The 19146-nt window shown below is 68.4% G+C and carries 14 protein-coding genes; 12 read left to right on the plus strand and 2 right to left on the minus strand.

The annotated features are described in order from the left end of the window. Positions 1-179: 179 nt before the first annotated feature. The 6 genes from icmF to ACWDR4_RS32780 all read left to right on the plus strand — a co-directional run bounded on the left by icmF (position 180) and on the right by ACWDR4_RS32780 (position 8359). Complete coding sequence (icmF, locus tag ACWDR4_RS32755; protein WP_450413802.1) at positions 180-3407, plus strand: fused isobutyryl-CoA mutase/GTPase IcmF; 3228 nt, start codon at positions 180-182, stop codon at positions 3405-3407. A gap of 114 nt (positions 3408-3521) precedes the next feature. Further along, positions 3522-4607: an S-(hydroxymethyl)mycothiol dehydrogenase gene (locus ACWDR4_RS32760; RefSeq protein WP_450413749.1), complete on the plus strand. Its 1086-nt coding sequence runs from the start codon at positions 3522-3524 to the stop codon at positions 4605-4607. Next, positions 4607-5236, plus strand: coding sequence for an MBL fold metallo-hydrolase (locus tag ACWDR4_RS32765; protein ID WP_450413750.1), 630 nt, complete (start codon positions 4607-4609; stop codon positions 5234-5236). The genes ACWDR4_RS32760 and ACWDR4_RS32765 overlap by 1 nt, the downstream gene beginning before the upstream one ends. A 316-nt stretch (positions 5237-5552) precedes the next feature. Continuing rightward, the gene (locus tag ACWDR4_RS32770) at positions 5553-5915 is read left to right on the plus strand and encodes a bifunctional 3-phenylpropionate/cinnamic acid dioxygenase ferredoxin subunit (protein WP_450413751.1); all 363 of its coding nucleotides are present in this window, start codon (positions 5553-5555) and stop codon (positions 5913-5915) included. Next, complete coding sequence (locus tag ACWDR4_RS32775; protein ID WP_450413752.1) at positions 5912-7081, plus strand: NAD(P)/FAD-dependent oxidoreductase; 1170 nt, start codon at positions 5912-5914, stop codon at positions 7079-7081. Before ACWDR4_RS32770 ends, ACWDR4_RS32775 begins: the two co-directional genes overlap by 4 nt. Positions 7082-7237: 156 nt before the next feature. Further along, entirely contained in the window at positions 7238-8359 is a 1122-nt protein-coding gene (locus tag ACWDR4_RS32780) for an aromatic ring-hydroxylating oxygenase subunit alpha (RefSeq protein ID WP_450413753.1), read from the plus strand. A gap of 100 nt (positions 8360-8459) precedes the next feature. Here the strand turns inward: ACWDR4_RS32780 and ACWDR4_RS32785 are convergent, their stop codons facing one another. After that, positions 8460-9206 (minus strand): IclR family transcriptional regulator, encoded by a 747-nt coding sequence (locus tag ACWDR4_RS32785; protein ID WP_450413803.1) that lies wholly within the window; start codon positions 9204-9206, stop codon positions 8460-8462. Between the two features lie 201 nt (positions 9207-9407). On the opposite strand from ACWDR4_RS32785, the gene betA reads away from it, so the two are divergent. Beyond that, the gene (betA, locus tag ACWDR4_RS32790) at positions 9408-11093 is read left to right on the plus strand and encodes a choline dehydrogenase (RefSeq protein ID WP_450413754.1); all 1686 of its coding nucleotides are present in this window, start codon (positions 9408-9410) and stop codon (positions 11091-11093) included. 3 nt (positions 11094-11096) lie between these two features. Next, a complete protein-coding gene (locus tag ACWDR4_RS32795) occupies positions 11097-11933 on the plus strand; it encodes a 5,10-methylenetetrahydrofolate reductase (RefSeq protein WP_450413755.1) in 837 nt (278 codons plus the stop codon). A gap of 165 nt (positions 11934-12098) precedes the next feature. On the opposite strand, the gene purU is transcribed toward ACWDR4_RS32795, so the two are convergent. Beyond that, the gene (gene purU, locus ACWDR4_RS32800; RefSeq protein ID WP_450413756.1) at positions 12099-12980 is read right to left on the minus strand and encodes a formyltetrahydrofolate deformylase; all 882 of its coding nucleotides are present in this window, start codon (positions 12978-12980) and stop codon (positions 12099-12101) included. A 242-nt stretch (positions 12981-13222) separates the two neighbouring features. Between purU and ACWDR4_RS32805 the strand changes: the two genes are divergently transcribed. Genes ACWDR4_RS32805 through ACWDR4_RS32820 form a run of 4 tightly spaced genes read left to right on the plus strand, consistent with a single transcriptional unit; the run spans position 13223 to position 18816 of the window. Then, positions 13223-14695: an aldehyde dehydrogenase family protein gene (locus ACWDR4_RS32805; RefSeq protein ID WP_450413757.1), complete on the plus strand. Its 1473-nt coding sequence runs from the start codon at positions 13223-13225 to the stop codon at positions 14693-14695. A 20-nt stretch (positions 14696-14715) separates the two neighbouring features. After that, positions 14716-15804: a quaternary amine ABC transporter ATP-binding protein gene (locus ACWDR4_RS32810; protein ID WP_450413758.1), complete on the plus strand. Its 1089-nt coding sequence runs from the start codon at positions 14716-14718 to the stop codon at positions 15802-15804. After that, entirely contained in the window at positions 15804-17822 is a 2019-nt protein-coding gene (locus tag ACWDR4_RS32815; RefSeq protein WP_450413759.1) for an ABC transporter permease, read from the plus strand. Before ACWDR4_RS32810 ends, ACWDR4_RS32815 begins: the two co-directional genes overlap by 1 nt. Before the next feature lie 13 nt (positions 17823-17835). Continuing rightward, positions 17836-18816: an ABC transporter substrate-binding protein gene (locus ACWDR4_RS32820; RefSeq protein ID WP_450413760.1), complete on the plus strand. Its 981-nt coding sequence runs from the start codon at positions 17836-17838 to the stop codon at positions 18814-18816. Positions 18817-19146: the final 330 nt, after the last annotated feature.

Genomic DNA, 19146 nt, shown 5'->3' on the forward strand with positions numbered 1-19146 from the left:
GGGGGGGGGCGGTTGACTGATTGGCGGGGGTTATAGCGCCCCGCACTCCCCCGGGCGCGTGGGAGGGGCCCCATGTGCCCGGCGCCCGGGGGGGGGCGCGTCGCCTCCCCCCCCCCATTTACTTGGACGTCCTAGTATCCTCTTTACTAGGACGTCCAAGTAAATGGGAAGGCATGACAGTGAGCGATCTCCACCGTCCCGTGCACCCCGTCCGGCTGGTCACCGCTTCGGCGCTGTTCGACGGGCATGACGCCTCGATCAACATCATGCGGCGGATCTTCCAGTCCCAGGGCGCCGAGGTGATTCACCTGGGGCACAACCGGTCGGTGCGGGAGGTCGTGGACGCGGCGCTCGAAGAGGACGCGCACGGTGTCGCTGTCTCGTCCTATCAGGGCGGGCATGTGGAGTATTTCGAGTACCTCGTCGAGTCGCTGCGGGGGCAGGGGGCCGAGCACATCCAGGTGGTGGGTGGCGGGGGCGGCGTCATCGTGCCCGACGAGATCGCCCGGCTGCGGCGGAGCGGTGTCACCATCTTCTCGCCCGAGGACGGGCAGCGGATGGGGCTTGCCGGGATGGTCAACTCCGTGGTCCGGGACTGCGATTTTGATCTTTGGGACAGTAAGGCTGTTGACGCCGCCGCCGTTCTCACTGGTGACCGGTTCGCCATCGCCCGTGCCATCACCGGTGCCGAACTGGGCAAGCTGCCCCCCGAGTTGCTGGAACAGGTGCGTGCCGCCGCTGCCGCGCGGGTCACGCCCGTCCTCGGGATCACCGGTACCGGCGGCTCCGGCAAGTCCTCGCTGACCGACGAACTCGTACGGCGGTTCCGCGTCGACCAGCAGGACAAGCTGCGGATCGCCGTGATCGCCGTCGACCCCACCCGGCGGCGCGGTGGCGGGGCGCTGCTCGGCGACCGGATCCGGATGAACTCCCTGGACGGGAGCCGGGTCTTCTTCCGGAGCCTGGCCACGCGTGGGAGCCGTGAGCTGCCCGAGCATCTGTCCGACGTGATCGATGTGATCAAGGCCGCCGGGTTCGACCTCGTGATCGTGGAGACGCCTGGTATCGGCCAGGGCGACGCGGCGATCGTGCCGTACGTCGACACGTCCATGTATGTGATGACGCCGGAGTTCGGCGCCGCCTCGCAGCTGGAGAAGATCGACATGCTCGACTTCGCCGATGTCGTGGCCATCAACAAGTTCGAGCGGCGTGGTGCCAAGGACGCGATGCGTGATGTGGGGCGTCAGCTTGTGCGCAACCGGGAGGCCTTCGGGAAGAAGCCCGAGGACATGCCGGTGTTCGGCACCTCCGCCGCCACCTTCAACGATGACGGTGTCACCGCGCTCTATCAATATCTGAAAGCCGATCTGGCCGAGCGGGGGCTGCCGTTGTCCGACGGTGCTCTGGCGCCGGTCGCCGTGCGGCACTCCTCCGGTATCCGGCGCGTGGTGCCCGCCGAGCGGGTGCGCTATCTCGCCGAGATCACCGAGGCGGTCCGGGCCTATCACGCCCGGACCGAGACGCTTGCCGACGCGGCCCGGCGCGTGCAGCGGCTGGATGCCGTCATGGGCGAGCTGGTCGAGGCCGACGCCGATCCGGGGGGCGTCGAGGCGCTGCTCGCCGACGCCCGGCGGGCCCTCCCGCCCGACATCGGGGACCAGATCCGGAACTGGCCCGCGGTCGTGGCGTCGTACTCCGGAGACGAGCAGGTGGTGAAGGTACGGGACCGGGAGATCCGTACGGCGCTGAACCGTGAGTCCCTGTCCGGCAACAAGATCCCCCGGGTCGCGCTGCCCGCCTTCACCGACCACGGGGAGCTGGTGCGGTTCTGGCGGCGGGAGAATCTGCCCGGCCTCTTCCCGTTCACCGCCGGGGTGTTCCCCTTCAAGCGCGACGGCGAGGACCCGGCGCGGATGTTCGCCGGGGAGGGCGATCCGTTCCGTACGAACCGGCGCTTCAAGCTGCTCTCGGAGGGGCAGCCGGCCACCCGGCTGTCCACCGCGTTCGACTCCGTCACCCTCTACGGCCGTGACCCCGACGAACGCCCCGACATCTACGGCAAGGTCGGCACGTCCGGGGTCTCAGTGGCCACGCTGGAGGACATGAAGGCGCTGTACGACGGGTTCGATCTCGTCGCGCCGATCACCTCCGTGTCGATGACGATCAACGGGCCCGCGCCGACCGTCCTCGCCTTCTTCCTCAACACCGTCATCGATCAGCGGGTCGATGCCTTCCGTACGGCCGAGGGGCGTGATCCGTCGGCCGAGGAGGCTGCCGAGCTGCGGGCGTACGCGCTCGCGAACGTGCGCGGGACCGTGCAGGCCGACATTCTCAAGGAGGACCAGGGGCAGAACACCTGTCTGTTCTCCACCGAGTTCTCGCTGCGGATGATGGCCGACATCCAGGAGTGGTTCATCGAGCAGAAGGTCCGCAACTTCTACTCCGTGTCCATCTCCGGCTACCACATCGCCGAGGCCGGGGCGAACCCGATCAGCCAGCTCGCCTTCACCCTCGCCAACGGGTTCACGTACGTCGAGGCCTATCTGGCACGGGGCATGAGCATCGACGACTTCGCGCCCAATCTGTCCTTCTTCTTCTCCAACGGCATGGATCCGGAGTACTCCGTGCTGGGGCGGGTCGCCCGGCGGATCTGGGCCGTCGCCATGAAGGAGCGGTACGGGGCGAACGAGCGCAGCCAGAAGCTGAAGTACCACGTCCAGACCTCCGGGCGCTCCCTGCACGCCCAGGAGATGGACTTCAACGACATCCGCACCACCCTGCAAGGGCTCATCGCCATCTACGACAACGCCAACTCCCTGCACACCAACGCCTACGACGAGGCCGTCACCACCCCGTCGGAGGAGTCGGTGCGGCGGGCGCTGGCCATCCAGCTGATCATCAACCGGGAGTGGGGGCTCGCCATGAACGAGAACCCGCTCCAGGGGTCGTTCATCATCGACCAGCTCACCGATCTGGTCGAGGAGGCCGTGCTCGCCGAGTTCGACCGCATCAATGAGCGGGGTGGCGTGCTGGGCGCGATGGAGACCGGGTATCAGCGCGGGCGTATTCAGGACGAGTCGATGCTGTACGAGCAGCGCAAGCACGACGGCTCGCTGCCGATCATCGGTGTCAACACCTTCCGCCGGCCCGGTGGCGAGGGAACGCCTCACGAGGTCGAGCTGGCCCGCGCCACGGAGGCGGAGAAGGAGTCCCAGCTCACGCGCGTCCGCGACTTCCAGAACGCGCACGGGGCGGAGGCCGCGCAGGCGCTCGCCCGGCTGAAGGAGGCCGCCGTGGGCGGCGAGAACGCCTTCGAGGCCCTGATGGCCGCGGCCAGGGTGTGCACGCTCCGCCAGGTCACGGAGGCGTTCTTCGAGATCGGCGGCCAGTACCGGAGGAACGTCTGAGGAACTTCCAGCATTCTTGACCGCTGCTTGGCGCTCCACGATGCTGTGTTGCGGCACATGAGGTGTGTGCCGTAATGAGCAACATCCAGGTTCTGGATCAGCCGAGGAGTGGCCATGACTCATCAGGTCCGTGCTGTCGTCGCGAGGGGGAAGGGCGCCCCCGTCAGCCTGGAGACGATCCTCGTGCCGGACCCCGGTCCGGGTGAGGCGCTGGTGCAGATCCAGGCCTGCGGGGTCTGCCACACCGACCTGCACTACCGCGAGGGCGGGATCAACGACGAGTTCCCCTTCCTGCTCGGCCATGAGGCGGCCGGGGTCGTGGAGTCGGTCGGGGAGGGCGTCACGGACGTGGCCCCCGGTGACTTCGTGATCCTCAACTGGCGTGCCGTGTGCGGGAATTGTCGGGCGTGTCTGCGCGGGCGGCCGTGGTACTGCTTCAACACGCACAACGCCAAGCAGAAGATGACCCTGCTCGATGGGACCGAGCTGTCGCCGGCGCTCGGGATCGGTGCCTTCGCCGAGAAGACGCTCGTCGCGGCCGGACAGTGCACCAAGGTCGACCCGGCCGCCTCGGCCGCTGTCGCCGGGCTGCTGGGGTGCGGGGTGATGGCCGGTATCGGTGCCGCCATCAACACCGGGAACGTCGGACGCGGTGACACGGTCGCCGTCATCGGCTGCGGGGGTGTGGGCGACGCGGCGGTCGTCGGGGCCAGCCTGGCCGGCGCCGCGAAGATCATCGCCGTTGACATCGACGACCGGAAACTCGCCACCGCCCGCACACTGGGCGCGACCCACACGGTCAACTCCAAGGAGACCGACGCCGTCGAGGCGATCAAGGAACTGACCGGCGGCTTCGGTGCCGACGTCGTCATCGAGGCGGTCGGCCGCCCGGAGACGTACAAGCAGGCCTTCTACGCCCGCGACCTCGCGGGCACGGTGGTGCTGGTCGGCGTACCCACGCCGGACATGAAGCTCGAACTGCCGCTGATCGACGTCTTCGGGCGTGGTGGCTCGCTGAAGTCGTCCTGGTACGGCGACTGCCTGCCTTCCCGTGACTTCCCCATGCTCATCGACCTGCACCTCCAGGGCCGCCTCCCGCTGGACGCCTTCGTGACCGAGACCATCGCGCTCGACGACGTCGAGAAGGCGTTCGAGCGGATGCACGGTGGCGACGTGCTGCGTTCGGTGGTGGTGTTCTGATGGGCGCCCGTATCGAGCAGCTCGTCACCTCGGGCACGTTCTCGCTCGACGGCGGCACCTGGGACGTCGACAACAACGTGTGGATCGTCGGCGACGACAGCGAGGCGATCGTCATCGACGCCGCCCACGACGCGGACGCCATCGCGGCGGCCGTGGGCGGGCGGACCCTGCGCGCCATCGTGTGCACCCACGCCCACAACGACCACATCGACGCCGCGCCCGCGCTCGCCGCGCTCACCGGCGCCCCGATCCTGCTCCACGGCGACGACCTGCCGCTGTGGAAGCAGACCCACCCGGACCGGGAACCCGACGCCCCGCTGGCCGACGGCCAGGTCCTCACCGTGGCCGGGGTCGAGCTGACCGTCCTCCACACCCCCGGTCATGCCCCGGGCGCGGTCTGCCTGTACGCGCCCGCCCTGGCCGCCCTCTTCAGCGGCGACACGCTCTTCCACGGCGGCCCGGGTGCCACCGGCCGCTCCTACTCCCACTTCCCGACCATCGTCGACTCGATCCGCGACCGGCTGCTGACCCTGCCGGGCGACACGGTCGTATACACCGGGCACGGCGACACGACCACCGTCGCCGCCGAGGCGCCGCACCTCCAGGAGTGGATCGACCGCGGTTTCTGACCGCCCGGCCCGTCCACGATCCGTACGCCCCACTACTGGGGGCCCGTTACCGCCCGATGTCCGCCAGACGCCTGTCCGATGCCTGCCCGATGTCTGTCTGAGCTGCTCCGACGCGCTCGTTCCGGCATCGGGCCCGCTTGGTTTCCGGTAGGGGGCTCGCCCGGTTTCATGTTGTGCAATGTGCGTCGCGTTGTTAAGGGCGCAACTCGCGTCGGTGGCTCATCCCGCCTTCTGGACTTCTTGACAAGGGTTCTGGGCGCCCTCAAACTGACGTTGCGCTTACCGCAATCCGTTTCGCTATACGCACCGAGGTGTCATGATGATTCCCGCGTGCCGTCTCGCGGATCTCCCGCGAGGTGAGGCCTTCCGGCTCGACATCGACCCGGCCGTCTCGGTGTTCCATACCGACGACGGCGAGGTCTTCGCCATCGACGACACCTGCACCCACCAGGATGCCTCGCTCGCCGACGGCTGGCTGGAGGGCTGCGAGGTGGAATGCCCGCTGCACGCCTCCAAGTTCGACCTGCGCACCGGCGCGGTCGACTCCCCGCCGGCCAAGCTGCCGGTGCGGACCCACGAGGTCGTCATCGACGACGGCATGATCTACGTACGGGTGTCCACGGACGCTCCCAACCTGCCGCCCTGCGTCGCCGCCCGGCTCGCCGGGGGTCCCGCGTGAGAACAGTGGCCGTGGTGGGCGCCTCGCTGGCCGGACTGTCGGCGGCGCGCTCCCTCCGGAAGCAGGGCTACGGCGGACGGCTGGTCGTCATCGGCGACGAGGCGCACCGCCCGTACGACAGACCGCCGTTGTCCAAGGAGTTCCTGGCCGGAACCCTCGGCGAGGCGGACCTCGGGCTGGAGACGGACGGCGAGGACCTCGGCGCGGAGTGGCTGCTCGGCACCCGCGCCACCGGCCTCGACCGCACCGACCGGTCCGTCCGCCTCGCCGACGGCCGGGCAGTGCGCGCCGACGGCATCGTCATCGCGACCGGCGCCGCCGCCCGCACCCTGCCGGGCGCCGACGGCCTGTCCGGCGTGCACACCCTGCGCACCCTGGACGACGCCCGCGCCCTGCGCGACGAACTGGCCCGCGGCGGACGCCTGGTGGTGATCGGCGGCGGCTTCATCGGCGCCGAGGTCGCCTCCACGGCGTACGCCCTCGGCCTCGACGTCACGGTGATCGAGGCCGCCCCGACACCGCTCGCCGGCCCGCTCGGCGAGACCATGGGCGCCGTCGTCTCCGGCCTCCACGCCGACCACGGCGTACGGCTGTTGTGCGGGGTGGGAGTGAAGAGGCTGAGCGGGGAGCGGCAGGTGGACGCCGTGCTGCTGGAGGACGGGCGGAGCGTGCCCGCCGACATCGTCGTCGTCGGGGTGGGTGCGCGGCCCTGCGTCGAGTGGCTTGAGGGGTCGGGGGTTGTTCTCGACAACGGGGTCAAGTGCGGGGCCGACGGTCGCAGCAGCTTGGCCGGTGTCGTCGCGGTCGGGGACTGTGCCAACTGGTACGACCCTCGGGCGGGCGTTCATCGCCGCGTCGAGCACTGGACCGGGGCGGTGGAGCGGCCCGCTGCGGCGGTGGCCGCGCTGCTGGCCGGCGGGGCGGTGGAGCCGGGGGTGCCCCGGCCGCCGTATTTCTGGTCCGATCAGTACGGGGTGAAGATTCAGTTCGCCGGGTTTGCGGGTGTCGCTGACAGTGTGACGGTCGAAGAGGGTGCTGTTGGTGACCGTAATGTCCTGGCTGTTTATCGGCGGGGTGGGGAGCCGGTTGCTGTGCTGGGGATGAATCAGCCCCGGTTGTTTGTGCGGTGGCGGAAACAATTGGGTGTATTGCCGGGATCGCGGTGATTTTGGCTGCGGGTCGGTGGGGGCTGGTCGCGCAGTTCCCCGCGCCCCTGTCGGGTGCGCCCCTGCGGGGCGCTACCCGACATCAAGTGGGGCGCTGCCCCGACCTATCACGTTGACCGACCTTTGTGATCACTACGTTTCTCCGAGGAGTGCCCTGTGACCTCGACCAGTCTGCCCGACAGTCTGATCGCCACCCTCCCCGGCTCCTCCTATACGGACGCGGGGATCTTCGCCCAGGAGCAGGAGCGCATATTCGAGACCATGTGGTTCTGCGTCGCGCGCGCCTCTGAACTGGCGAAGCCCGGTGCCTTCCGGACCGTCGACGTGGGCCGCGAGAGCATCCTGGTGACGCGGGCCCGGGACAACTCGATCCGCGCCTACTTCAACGTGTGCCGGCATCGCGGCGCCAAGCTCTGCACCGAGGAGACCGGCGAGGTCAAGCGGGCCTTCCAGTGTCCGTACCACGCCTGGACGTACGGCCTCGACGGCAAGCTCGTCGCCGCGCCCAACCTGACCAAGATGCCGGACGTCGGGCGTACCGAGTACGGCCTGGTGAGCGTGGCCGTGCGGGAGTGGCTCGGCTATGTCTGGGTCTGCCTCGCGGAGAACCCGCCCTCCTTCGAGGAGGACGTCATCGGCGAGGTCATCGGCCGGCTCGGTGACGTCGAGTCGATCGAGCACTACGACATCGACAACCTCTCGGTCGGCAAACGGATCGTCTATGACGTGAAGGCCAACTGGAAGCTCATCATCGAGAACTTCATGGAGTGCTACCACTGCGCCACGATCCACCCCGAACTCACCGAGGTGCTCCCCGAGTTCGCCGACGGCTACGCCGCCCAGTACTACGTCGGCCACGGCGCCGAGTTCGGCGGGGAGGTCCAGGGGTTCACGATTGACGGTTCCGAGGGGCTGGACCGTATCCCGGGCGTCGCCGATGACCAGGACCGCCGCTACTACGCGATCACCGTCAAACCGCAGGTGTTCATCAACCTCGTACCCGACCATGTGATCTTCCACCGCATGTACCCGGTGGCCGTCGACCGCACGATCGTCGAGTGCGACTGGCTCTACCTCCCGCACGTCGTCGAGAGCGGCAAGGACGTCAGCCGGTCCGTGGAACTCTTCGACCGCGTCAACCGCCAGGACTTCGAGGCCTGCGAACGCACCCAGCCCGGGATGAGTTCCCGGCTCTATGCCAAGGGCGGTGTCCTGGTCCCGAGTGAGCACCACATAGGCGCCTTCCACGACTGGGTCAACGAACGGCTCGTTCAGTAGGGGGGCGCGGGCATCGGCTTTCAGGGGCGCGAGGCTGTATCTGATCTGCGGCTCCGCCGCGGGGCGCGACAAGCCCCCACCGGACCGGCACCCGACAAACTCACCCCAGATACCCCATCCGGTGACTGATCTCCGCCGCACCCTTCACCAGCAGCGGCGCCAACTCATGCAACCGTTCCGTGGTGAACCGGTAAGAGGGCCCGGACGCACTCACCGCCGCGACGACCACACCATCCCGGTCCCGGACAGGCGCGGCCATCGCGTGCAGCCCGAGCTCCAACTCCTCCCGCGTCCACGCATACCCCCGCTCCCGAGCCTCCGCAAGATCCTTCTCCAGCTTCGACTTCGCGGTGATCGTGTGCGGGGTGACCTTCTTCAGGCCGGCCCCGTTCAGCAGCGCGCCCCGCTCCTTCGTGGGCAGGTGGGCCAGCAGGATCTTGCCGCTGGAGGTGGCGTGCAGCGGGGTCAGCTGGCCGACCCAGTTGTACGCGCTGACCGCTCCGGGGCCGCGTGCCTCGAACAGGTTGACGGCGTAGTGCTCCTGCAGCACAGCGATGTTGACGGTCTCGCCGATCTCCTCGGCGAGCTGCTCGCAGACCGGGCGGCCCTGCTGGGTGATGTCGATGCTCCCCGTCACCGCACCCGCCAGCCGCACGATGCCGAAGCCGAGTCGGTACTTGCCGCGCTCACCCGCCTGCTCCACCAGACCGCGTGCCTCCAGCGCGCCGAGCAGCCGGAACGCGGTGGATTTGTGAACATCGATCTCGGCAGCGACCTCGCTGACGCCTGCCTCGCCGCGTTGGGCGAGGATCTCCAGGACGCTGATCGCGCGGTCGACCGACTGCACTCCGCCGGCCGGTGAATTGGACGTTTCGGTGTCTGTGCTGTGGTTGCTCACAGCGAAACTATACGCGCAGTAAAAAACGCCCCTGCCGGTAACAGCTTCGAAACCAAGACCTTGCATGTTGCGTGTCCCGCAACCTGGTGCGTATAGCGCTACTGGATTAGCATGCGTCGCGTATCTACGGCGCGAGCGAGACGAGAGATCATGGCTCCCCTGCAATACGACTTCGTCATCGTCGGCGGCGGATCGGCCGGCAGCGCACTGGCGAACAGGCTCTCGGCGGACCCGGCGAACCGGGTGCTGGTCCTGGAGGCCGGCCGGTCCGACTACCCGTGGGACGTCTTCATCCAGATGCCCGCGGCCCTGACCTATCCCATCGGCAGTCGCTTCTACGACTGGAAGTACGAGTCCGAGCCCGAACCCCATATGGGCGGTCGGCGCATCTACCACGCCCGCGGCAAGGTCCTGGGCGGCTCCAGCAGCATCAACGGCATGATCTTCCAGCGCGGGAACCCCATGGACTACGAGCGCTGGGCGGCCGACCCCGGCATGGAGAAGTGGGACTACGCGCACTGTCTGCCGTACTTCCGGCGCATGGAGAACTGTCTCGCCGCCGACCCCGACGACGAGTTCCGCGGCCACGACGGCCCCCTCGTCCTCGAACGCGGCCCGGCAAGCAATCCCCTCTTCGGCGCCTTCCTCAAGGCCACCGAGGAGGCGGGGTACGCGCCCACGGACGACGTCAACGGGTACCGGCAGGAGGGCTTCGCCAAGTTCGACCGGAACGTCCACCGGGGACGCCGGCTGTCCGCTTCGAAGGCGTACATCAAGCCCGTCCGCAAGCGGCCCAACCTCACGATCAAGACGCGGGCGCTGGTCACCCGTGTCCTGTTCGAGGGCAAGAAGGCCGTCGGTGTCGAGTACCAGCGGGGCAAGGGGGCGACCCAGCAGGTCCGCGCCAAGGAGGTCATCCTCTGCGGCGGCGCGATCAACTCCCCGCAGCTGCTCCAGCTGTCGGGAGTCGGCAACGCCGAGGAGCTGGGGGCGCTGGGCATCGACGTCGTCCACGACCTGCCCGGCGTCGGCGAGAACATGCAGGACCACCTGGAGGTGTACGTCCAGTACGCCTGCAAGCAGCCGGTGTCCATGCAGCCGTACATGGCGAAGTGGCGTGCTCCGTTCATCGGGCTTCAGTGGCTGTTCCGGAAGGGTCCTGCCGCCACCAACCACTTCGAGGCCGGGGGCTTCGCCCGCAGCAACGAGGACGTCGACTACCCCAACCTGATGTTCCACTTCCTGCCCATCGCGGTCCGTTACGACGGCTCTTCGCCTGCGGGTGGTCATGGGTACCAGGTCCACGTGGGCCCGATGTACTCCGACGCCATCGGCTCGGTGAAGATCAAGAGCAAGGACCCGCGCGAGCATCCGGCACTGCGCTTCAACTACCTCTCCACCGAGCAGGACCGGCGGGAGTGGGTCGAGGCGATCCGGGTGGCGCGCAGGCTCCTCAACCAGCCGGCGATGGCTCCGTACAACGACGGTGAGGTGTCGCCCGGGGCGAAGGTGGACTCGGACGAGGAGATCCTCGACTGGGTCGCCAAGGAGGGCGAGACGGCTCTGCATCCGTCCTGCACCTGCAAGATGGGGCCCGAGGCGGACGAGATGGCGGTCGTCGACCCGGAGAGTCTGCGGGTGCACGGGGTGGAGGGCCTGCGGGTCGTGGACGCGTCGGTGATGCCGTACGTCACCAACGGCAATATCTACGCGCCGGTGATGATGATCGCCGAGAAGGCCGCCGACCTGATCCTCGGCAAGGAGCCGCTGCCGGCTTCCAAGGCCGCGTACTACCGCCTCCGTGACGCCTCCGGCGACGCTCAGCAGGCCGGGTAGACGTTGGGTGCCTCAGGGCTGCGGGCGTTGCTGAAGAACGTCCGGTACGAGGTGCTGCCCGCGAAGGCGACCGAGGACAAGGTTCTGGCCCATGTTCCGCGCGACGTCGTGGTCACGGTGACGGCGTCGCCGGTCAAGGGGCTGGAACCGACCCTCGACCTGGCCGGGCGGCTGGCGGCACACGGTTATCGCGTCGTCCCGCACGTGCCCGCGCGGCTGCTGCGGGGCGACGCCCATGTGAAGGACGTCGTCGACCGGCTGCGGGATGTGGGGGTCGACGACGTCTTCGTGCCGGCGGGGGACTCGGATCCGCCGGCCGGGGCGTACGAGGGTGCCTTGCCGGTGCTGCGGAGGCTGGGCGAGCTGGGCAGCCCGTTCACGCATGTCGGCGTGACCGGTTACCCCGAGAGCCATCCGCTCATCCACGACGACGTCACCATCCAGGCGATGTGGGACAAGCGGGAGCACGCGACGTACATCGTGAGCAACCTGTGCTTCGACGCGCGCGTGCTGGGGGAGTGGGTGGGTCGTATACGGGGGCGGGATGTGTCCCTGCCTGTGTACGTGGGGGTCGCGGGGCCTGTGCAGCGGGCGAAGCTGTTGGCCATGGCGACGAAGATCGGGGTGGGGGAGTCGACGCGCTTCCTGACTCGGCATCCGGCGTGGTTTCTGCGGTTCGCGGCGCCTGGGGGGTATGTGCCGGAGCGGTTGCTGTCGCGGGTGGAGGGGGTGCTGGGGGCGCCTGGGGCGGGGGTGGCGGGGTTGCACGTGTTCACGTTCAACCAGCTGGCGGAGACGGAGAGGTGGCGCTGCGCGCTGCTGGAGCGGTTGGGTGGCTGAGGATCTGTTTTCGCCCCCGCCGCCCCTACCCGTCCCATCCCTTCCTGGGGGCTGTGCCCCCAGACCCCCCTTCGGCCTGAACGGCCTCGTCCTCAAACGCCGGACGGGCTGAGTTAGTGGGGGTCTGGGGGCGCAGCCCCCAGAGGTGGCCCCCGTATACGAACCTCAGCGGAAAACCACCGTCCGGTTGCCCTCCACCATCACCCTGCTCTCGCTGTGCCACTTCACCGCGTGCGCCAGCACCTGCGCCTCCACGTCCCGCCCCACGGTCACCAACTCCCCGGGATCCAGCGAGTGGTCCACCCGGACCACGTCCTGCTCGATGATCTGGCCCTCGTCCAGCTCGGGCGTGACGTAATGCGCCGTCGCGCCCACCAGCTTCACGCCCCGGTCGTACGCCTGCTCGTACGGCCGCGCGCCCTTGAAGCTGGGCAGGAAGGAGTGGTGGATGTTGATCGCCATGCCCTCCAACTCCTTGCACAGGTCGTCGGAGAGCACCTGCATATAGCGGGCCAGGACAACCAGGTCGATGTCCAACTCCCTTACCAGCTCCAGCAACCTCGCCTCCGCCTCCGGCTTCGTGTCCCGCGTCACCGGGATGTGGTGGAAGGGGACGCCGTAGCTCTCCGCCAGGCTCTCGAAGTCGCGGTGGTTGGAGACGATCGCCGGGATCTCGATGTTCAGGCCGCCCGTGCGGCGGCGGAAAAGCAGGTCGTTCAGGCAGTGGCCGAACTTGGAGACCATGATCAGGGTGCGCGTCGGCGTCGACGCCTCCCGTAGGGTCCAGGAGATGCCGTACGCCTCTGCCACAGGACCGAATCGGTAACGCAGGTTTTCCAGATCTGCGTTTGGATCGGAAACATCGAAGTGGACCCTCATGAAGAAACGGCCCTGAAGGCGATCATCGAACTGCTGGCTCTCCAGGATGTTTCCCGAGTTCCGGACGAGAAAGCCGCTCACGGCGTGCACCAGCCCCGAGCTGTCGGGGCACGAGAGGGTGAGGACGTACTCGCTGCCAGTCTGCGGTCGAGGGAACTTAGGGGACACGTCAGCCTCCGTCGGTGCGTATTGCACAACATGGTGAGCGATACGCAACATGGTCGGCTCGGTGGCCGGTCGCGTCAAGGGCGGTCGGGCGCGTGTGGGTAGGGTCGCGCGTGCAACCGTCACGCATGTCGAAATCGTCATCCGCCAACTACTTGACGTATGTCCGCACATTCGCCAAGGTGTTCCACCACAAGCAATTGGGTGCACGATGCGCAACGAATTCCTGCGGAAAGGCTTGGCGCGTGGCAGACCTGTATGTGGACGGTGAATGGCGGGAGCCGGTGGCCGGCGGCCACCGGGAAATCCGATGTCCCGCTGACGGCAGGCTTGCCGCGACCGTTTCGGAGGGGACACGTCCCGATGCCGAGGCCGCGATCGGCGCCGCCCGCCGTGCCTTCGACACAGGACCCTGGCCGCGTACCCCCGAACGGGAGCGCGGCGCGCTGCTGCTGCGGACCGCCGATCTCATCGAGCGCGACGCGAAGGAGTTCGCCCGCGCCGAGTCGCTGGACACCGGCAAGCGGCTGGTGGAGAGCGAGTACGACATCGCTGATGTCGTTTCGTGCTTTCGGCACTACGGCGGGATCGGGGGCGTCGATGCCGGGCGGGTCATCGACACCGGTCGTGATGACGCCGTCAGTCGGGTCGTCTATGAGCCGGTGGGTGTCTGTGGGCTCATCACTCCCTGGAACTACCCTCTCCTGCAAGCCAGTTGGAAGGTCGCTCCGGCTCTTCTCGCCGGTAACACCTTCGTCCTCAAGCCCAGTGAGCTGACCCCCTCCACTTCGATCCTGCTCGTGCGGGCGCTGGCCGAGGCCGGGCTTCCCGCCGGTGTCGCCAACCTCGTCCTGGGGGCCGGGCCCGAGGTCGGTGCGCCGCTCTCCGAGCACCCGGCCGTCGACATGGTGTCCTTCACCGGAGGGCTCGAGACCGGGAAACGGATCATGGCCACCGCCGCCGCGGGCGTGAAAAAGGTGGCCCTGGAACTCGGCGGCAAGAACCCCAACGTCGTGTTCGCCGACGCCGACTTCGAGACGGCCGTGGACTTCGCTCTCACGGCCGTCTTTCTGCACTCCGGGCAGGTCTGCTCCGCCGGGGCCCGGCTCATCGTGGAGGAGTCCATCCACGATCGGTTCGTGGGGGAAGTGGTGCGGCGGGCAGCGCAGATACGGCTTGGTGGGCCCTTTGATCCCGATGCCGAGACCGGCGCTCTGATCTCCGGCCAGCATCTTGAGAAGGTCGAGGCGTACGTCGCGGCTGGGCTCGCCGAGGGGGCCGTGCTGCGGTGCGGGGGTGCGCGGCCGGACGATCCCGCCCTCGCAGGCGGTCACTACTACCCGCCCACCGTCCTCGACGAGTGCACGCAGGACATGCGGGTCGTGCACGAGGAGTCCTTCGGGCCCGTGCTCACCGTGGAGCGGTTCAGCGGCGACGAGGACGATGCCGTCCGCATCGCCAACGACACCGAGTACGGGCTCGCGGGTGCTGTGTGGACACAGGACGCGGGCAAGGCCCAGCGGGTCGCCCGGCGGCTGCGGCACGGCACCGTGTGGATCAACGACTACCACCCCTACGTACCGCAGGCGGAATGGGGTGGCTTCGGGCACTCGGGCGTGGGTCGGGAACTGGGACCGTCCGGCCTGGACGAGTACCGAGAGCCCAAGCACATCTGGCAGAACATCCAACCCCGGCCGCAGCACTGGTTCCGCGGCTGAACGCCGAAAAGAGGTCGATCATGACCCCAGTACAGACCGAGGTGCCGCAGCGGCGCGGTACATCCCAGGACTCGGACGGCACGCCGGTCATCTCCGTGCGCGGCCTGTGGAAGGTGTTCGGGCCGAAGGCCGACCGGGTGCCGGAGTCGGAGGAGCTGTGCGGGCTCACCCGACGCGAGCTGATGGACCGTACGGGATGCACCGCCGCCGTACGGGACGTGCACTTCGACGTGTCGCCCGGCGAGGTGTTCGTCGTCATGGGTCTGTCCGGGTCCGGGAAGTCGACCCTCGTGCGATGTCTCACCCGGCTGATCGAACCCACCGCCGGTGAGATCGTCTTCGAGGGCGAGAACATCCGGGACGCGGACGACAAGCGGCTGCGCGAGCTGCGTCGGCAGAAGTTCTCCATGGTCTTCCAGCACTTCGGGCTGCTGCCCCATCGGCGCGTTGTCGACAATGTCAGCTTCGGCCTTGAGATACGTGGGATGGGCCGGGCCGAGCGGATCAAGCGGGCGCTTGAGGTCGTCGAGCTGGTCGGGCTCTCGGGGTACGAGAACTCCTACCCCGACCAGCTTTCGGGTGGCATGCAGCAACGAGTCGGTCTGGCACGGGCGTTGGCGGGCGATCCCGACGTACTTTTCTTCGACGAGCCGTTCTCCGCGCTCGACCCGCTGATCCGGCGGGACATGCAGAACGAGGTCATCCGGCTGCACCGCGAGGTCGGCAAGACGATGGTCTTCATCACCCACGATCTGTCCGAAGCCCTCAAGCTGGGCGACCGCATCCTCATCATGCGCGACGGCAAGATGGTCCAGTGCGGGACCGGGGACGAGCTGGTGGGCGCCCCGGCCGACGACTACGTACGCGAGTTCGTGAAGGACGTACCGCGTGCCGATGTCCTCACCCTGCGCTGGATCATGCGGCCGGCGGCGGACGGTGACGCCCTCGACGGTCCCGAACTCGGGCCGGACGTCGTCGTACGAGAAGCCACGCGGGCCGTCCTCGCCGCCGAGAAGCCGGTCAAGGTCGTCGAGAACGGCAAGCTGCTCGGCATCGTCGGCGACGAGGAGATCCTCGCCGTGGTCGCCGGGCGGGAAGGCGACGCGTGATGACCGTCGCCGTGGAGAAACCCCCGACGCCCGAGCCGCCCGGCCCGGCGGACGCCGTGCCCGAGGCCGCGCCCGTCGCCGCCGTACGGCAGGTCAGCCGGCGCATGGTGGTCGGCGCGATCCTCGTCGTCTGGCTGGTGCTGTTCGCCGTACTGCGCGGCACGAACACCCTGACGCTCGCGGCGGCCGACCTCACCGGGCTGCACCGGTGGCTGAACGACGTCAACGACTCGATCGGCGCCAACCGCAACTCCAACCCGCTCTTCCTCTACTTCTTCAACGAGATCCGCCTGGTCATCGACAACCTGGTGACCTTCGTCCAGCATCTGATCTCCCAGCCCTCCGACAGCCGTCCGCTGCCGCAGATCGGCTGGCTCGGGGTCGTCGGGATCGCCGGGTTCGTGTCCTGGGCCGTGGGCAACTGGCGGGTGGCGCTGCTGACCGTGGCCGGCTTCACCTTCTTCGGGCTCCAGGGCCTGTGGCAGGAGAGCATGGACACCCTCGCGCTGATCCTGTGCGCGGTGTTCGTGGCGCTGCTGTTCGCGATCCCGCTGGGGGTGTGGGCGGGGCTGTCCGACCGGGTCAACAAGGTCATGACGCCGATCCTGGACTTCATGCAGACGATGCCCACCTTCGTCTACCTCGCCCCGCTGACCCTGTTCTTCCTCATCGGCGGCGCCTCCGCGACCATCGCCACCGTCATCTACGCGGCCCCGCCGGCGATCCGTATCACCGCGCACGCCATCCGGTCCGTGCCGGAGACCACCGTCGAGGCGGCCGACTCGCTGGGCGCGACCCGCTGGCAGGCGCTGCTCAAGGTCCTGCTGCCGATGTCCAAGCGGACCGTCGTCATGGGCGTCAACCAGACGATCATGGCCGCCCTCGCCATGGTGACCATCGCCGCCCTGATCGACGCGCCGGGCCTCGGCAAGACCGTCATGCAGGCACTCCAGTCGCTCGACGTGGGTACGGCCTTCAACGCGGGCCTCGCCATCGTCGTCATGGCCATCGTCCTCGACCGGGTCACGACCGCGGCGAGCACCCGCGCGGAGACGGCCCGGCGCTCGGGCGGCCGGCTCCTCGCCCGGCGACGCCAGCTGGTGGTGGCGGGAGCGGCGGTCGCCGCGGTCCTCGTCTACCTCTCGCACACCTACGTGTGGGCGGCGGAGTTCCCCGGCGAGGGCGATGTCGGCAGCTCCGTCGCGAGCGCCGCCGACACCGCGAGCACCTGGGTGCAGGACAACCTGTCCGGCCTCACCAACGCCTTCCGCGACGCCCTCACCAACGGTCTGCTCAACCCGTTCCAGTCGCTGCTCACCGACTCGCCCTGGTGGCTCGTCGGCGCGGTCCTGATCGGGCTCGGCGTGGTGTTCGGCGGCTGGCGGGCCGGGGTGACGACGGCCGTGTGCGTCGGCCTGCTGGTCGCGACCGGCGTGTGGTCGGACAGCATGACGACCCTGGCGTCCACGCTCGTCGCCACGGTCATGACGATGCTGCTGGCCGTGATCGTCGGCGTGTGGATGGGCCGCAGTCCGCTCGCCGACCGGCTGATCCGGCCCACCCTGGACGCGGCACAGGTCATGCCGCCGTTCGTCTACCTCGTACCGTTCCTGGCGCTGTTCGGCGCGACCCGCTTCACGGCGATCGTCGCCGCGATCGTCTACGCGGCGCCCGTCGCCATGAAGATCATCGCGGACGGTGTACGGAACGTCCCCGCGACCACCGTGGAGGCGGCCACCTCCGCCGGGTGCAACACCTGGCAGATCATCACCAAGGTCCAGCTGCCGATGGCACGCGGCGCCCTGACCCTCGCCACCAACCAGGGTCTGATCTACGTGCTGTCGATGGTTGTTGTGGGCGGCCTGGTAGGCGCGGGCGCCCTCGGCTACGACGTCGTGGCCGGCTTCTCGCAGGGCCAGCTGTACGGGAAGGGGCTGGCCGCGGGGCTGGCCATCGTCCTTCTCGGAGTCATGTTCGACCGGATCACTCAGGCAGCGGCGCGGCGTACCAGCGCGTAAGGAGCTACCCACCATGGCAAGGCAAGCAACAAAGTGGAGAGTCGGCGCGGCCGGCACAGCCGTCCTCGCCCTGACCCTCACCGCCTGCGGCGGCGCGAAGGTCGGCGACACTTCATCGGGCTCCGACACGTCCTCCGGGTCCTCCGCCAAGTGCGGCACCTTCAACCTCGCGGTCAACCCGTGGGTGGGCTACGAGGCCAACGCGGCGGTCGTCGCGTACGTCGCGGAGAACGACCTCGGGTGCAAGGTCACCAAGAAGGACCTCAAGGAGGAGATCGCCTGGCAGGGCTTCGGGACGGGCGAGGTCGACGCCGTCATCGAGAACTGGGGCCACGACGACCTGAAGAAGAAGTACATCACTGACCAGAAGACGGCCGTCGAGGCCGGTGCGACCGGCAACGAAGGTCTGATCGGCTGGTACGTGCCGCCGTGGCTGGCCAAGGAGTACCCGGACATCACCGACTGGAACAGCCTCAACAAGTACGCGGCGAAGTTCAAGACGTCCGAGTCGGGCGGCAAGGGCCAGCTCCTCGACGGCGACCCGTCGTTCGTCACCAACGACGAGGCGCTGGTCAAGAACCTGAAGCTGGACTTCAAGGTGGTGTACGCGGGCAGCGAGACCGCGCTCATCCAGGCCTTCCGCAAGGCGGAGAAGGACAAGGAATGGGTGATCGGCTACTTCTACGAGCCCCAGTGGTTCATGGCCGAGGTGCCGCTGGTGAAGGTCAAGCTGCCGGAGTACACGGCGGGTTGCGACGCGGACGCGGAGAAGGTCGCGTGCGACTACCCCGTGTACAAGCTGGACAAGATCGTCAGCGCGAAGTTCGCGAAGTCGGGCAGCCCCGCCTACGACCTGGTCAAGAACTTCACCTGGACGAACGACGACCAGAACACCGTGGCCAAGTACATAGCCGAGGACAAGATGACCCCGGAGGCGGCGGCGAAGAAGTGGGTCGACGCGAACCGGGCGAAGGTGGATGCCTGGATCAAGTAGCGCCTGAGGTGGAGTGAGTTGAGCATGACGGCCCGGTGGGCGGTGCGCGTGGGTGTGCGCGCCGCCTGCCGGGCATTGCTGTGTTTTTCTCGCCCCCGCCGCCCCTACCCGTCCCATCCTCGGGGGCTCCGCCCCCGAACCCCCGCTCCTCAAACGCCGGAGGGGCTGAGTAGTTCAGCCCGTCCGGCGATTGAGGACGAGCGCGTTCAGCGCGACAGGGGGGTCTGGGGGCGTAGCCCCCAGAAGGACGGGACGGGTAGGGGCGGCGGGGGCGGAACAAGCTCCTTCTCCCGCCCCCGGGACCCTCTTGACACCCACCTGCACGGAAGG

Source organism: Streptomyces sp. NPDC000878 (assembly GCF_053599695.1).

Bases quoted from the DNA above. Each gene is read 5' to 3' on its own strand.
- ACWDR4_RS32760 (WP_450413749.1), top strand. From the start codon at position 3,522: ATGACTCATCAGGTCCGTGCTGTCGTCGCGAGGGGGAAGGGCGCCCCC.
- ACWDR4_RS32765 (WP_450413750.1), top strand. From the start codon at position 4,607: ATGGGCGCCCGTATCGAGCAGCTCGTCACCTCGGGCACGTTCTCGCTC.
- ACWDR4_RS32770 (WP_450413751.1), top strand. From the start codon at position 5,553: ATGATGATTCCCGCGTGCCGTCTCGCGGATCTCCCGCGAGGTGAGGCC.
- betA (WP_450413754.1), top strand. From the start codon at position 9,408: ATGGCTCCCCTGCAATACGACTTCGTCATCGTCGGCGGCGGATCGGCC.
- ACWDR4_RS32810 (WP_450413758.1), top strand. From the start codon at position 14,716: ATGACCCCAGTACAGACCGAGGTGCCGCAGCGGCGCGGTACATCCCAG.
- ACWDR4_RS32815 (WP_450413759.1), top strand. From the start codon at position 15,804: ATGACCGTCGCCGTGGAGAAACCCCCGACGCCCGAGCCGCCCGGCCCG.
- ACWDR4_RS32820 (WP_450413760.1), top strand. From the start codon at position 17,836: ATGGCAAGGCAAGCAACAAAGTGGAGAGTCGGCGCGGCCGGCACAGCC.